This is a genomic window from Flavobacterium sp., assembly GCF_043779715.1.
In the GTDB taxonomy this organism is placed as follows: Bacteria; Bacteroidota; Bacteroidia; order Flavobacteriales; family Flavobacteriaceae; genus Flavobacterium.
Genome location: NZ_JAYWDT010000008.1, coordinates 1 through 2,286, shown reverse-complemented (window position 1 = coordinate 2,286; position 2,286 = coordinate 1). Strand labels below are relative to the sequence as shown.

2 protein-coding genes and 1 pseudogene are annotated in these 2,286 nt (G+C 28.9%); all 3 read left to right on the top strand.

From position 1 onward, the window contains the following. The coding region (locus tag ACH2BG_RS00380) for a hypothetical protein (RefSeq protein WP_395045761.1) at positions 1 to 545 on the top strand (545 nt) is incomplete at its 5' end. A gap of 212 nt (positions 546 to 757) precedes the next feature. Next, complete coding sequence (locus ACH2BG_RS00375) at positions 758 to 1,819, top strand: DUF3644 domain-containing protein (protein WP_395045760.1); 1,062 nt, start codon at positions 758 to 760, stop codon at positions 1,817 to 1,819. A gap of 244 nt (positions 1,820 to 2,063) precedes the next feature. Next, a pseudogene (locus ACH2BG_RS00370) lies at positions 2,064 to 2,286 on the top strand (hypothetical protein); the annotation flags it as partial.

Genomic DNA, 2,286 nt, shown 5'->3' with positions numbered 1-2,286 from the left:
GTCAGGAAAAAAAATCTGTTGATTCACTTGTTAAAAATAAATTTGAAAAATTCCAGAAATATGGTGTTAATAATTTTTTCGCTCTAAATCGTTATTGTATTGGCTCAAGAAAACTAAATAAAGACCCAAAACTGAATTGTGATGGTAATTATGAATTATATTTTTTCTGGAAAGTTAATGGAAAACAATTTATTCAAAAAGTTGATGATTGTAGAATTTATAGAGCATTAGAAATCGCAGATTCAAATCTGTTCGATTTCTTTGAAAACAATATTTCTGAAATAAAAACAGGAATTGTAAAAACATATAAAACTAAAAATGGAGAAGTCAGTACACCCCATACATGTTTTAGAGAATACTTTTTCGTTTCTGAAAATGTTATTCACAAAAAACAATTTAATCTCTTTGATTTATCAAAAGGCGAAGACGAGTCAAATATGAATTATGAATTCAATAGTAACCTTGCGATTGTAAATCTTAATATCATTTGCGCAGAATTAATATTGAACATAGAAGCGGGAAACAAATTTAAAGTTTTAGAATAAGAACGTGTTATAATAGCTGTTTCTCGCAATTGCGAATTTTGTAGTAAATTCATATTTGCGTTTCGCAAGAATTTTTATCTTTAATAGAAAATAATTCGTTCCGAAGTTCGCAACTGACGAGAAGCGGCGGAACGTCATACAATATACGATACCTTAAATAAAACAACTAACCGAATCATATGCAATTAAGAAAAGGTAAAACGAAAACACTTTTGGAAAGTTCAATTGATTGTGCTTTATTATCAGTAGAAATTTATAATAAACCAAGAGCTCCTTTCAGAGTAGAAAGTTTTATCACTCATATGATTATGTCGTGGACAAGGCTTTTACAAGCACATTTTAATCATACAATTGGTGAGACTTTTTTTTACAAAGAGACAAACGGAAGGTTTAAAATAATTGATGGAGAAAAAAAAGCTTGGGAATTGAAAACCTGCATACAGAAATATGGAGCGCTTACAGAAGGAGTAAAATCTAATCTCGAATTCTTCATAAGACTTAGAAATAAAATTGAACATAGAACAATATCCAAAGACGAAATTGGGCTGATGATTTTTGGAGAATGTCAATCTCTATTATACAATTATGAGAATGAATTATTAAAACTATTCGGTTCTGAATATGCAATTAATGAAAGTTTAGCTTATTCACTACAGTTTTCAAGATTGAGAACAGCAAAACAAGCCGAAGCAAATAAACAATTATTATCAACCGAAGTTAGAGAAATTAAAGATTTTATCGAGAAATACAGATTAAACATTAAAGAAAGTGTGTTTAATACGCAAGAATTAAGTGTAAAATTAATCCAATTGCCAAAAATCGCAAACACAAATAGAAATGATTTGGCAATTGAATTTGTAAATTGGAATTCAATTTCAGAAGATGATAGAATTAGTTATGAAAAATTAACAGCATTGATCAAAGATAAAGTGCAGAAAACAGAAGTCATAAATCCTGCTAAATTAAAACCGGGTGCAATAGTGAATTTTGTAAATCAAAACTATCAAAATAATTTTAATCATTACGATCATAAATGTTTAGTCTACATATTTTCAATTAAGCCGACAAAAGAAGACGGAGATAACATTGACCCCTTTGAAACTAATACTAAATATTGTCATTATGATGAAGCTCATAATGATTATTTATTTCAAGAAGAATGGAGTAATTTTATATTGAGTAATATAACGAGTGGTATGTTAACTAGAGAAATTTGGAAAACACATTTTGACAATAAAAGCAAGCTCGAAATAAGTAATTATGAAGTCGAATAGAAAAGGCATTGCATAACAGCTACAACGAATTTGGGCAATAGGCTCACTGAAAAGTTAGTATTGTATTTGGAGTGATTGGCTTCATCTGTTTGCTATCACTCGGCCAAGCATTTTAAAAATGTTTTTACATTAAAGCAAATCAAGTACATTTACAAAATAGATTGCTTATTTTTAATGCTTTAAAATTAAAGAGTAAAAAGATCAAAATAAAAATTTTACAAAATCAGATCTAATTCGACACAAAATGAACATTAAAAAAGAACACCTAACCAAAGGATTTATTCTTGCTGGATTGATGAACATATCAGGCGTATTATTATTCTCAAGATTTTTTAGTAATGCGGTTATTCCAGAATTTGACCCTCAGACCATGTCCAATTTTGGATTGATAATGATTGTAGTTTGGGGGTTTGGGTATATAGCAGTATCCCAAAATTTTGATCAAGTAAAATGGTTAATTGCCGTAT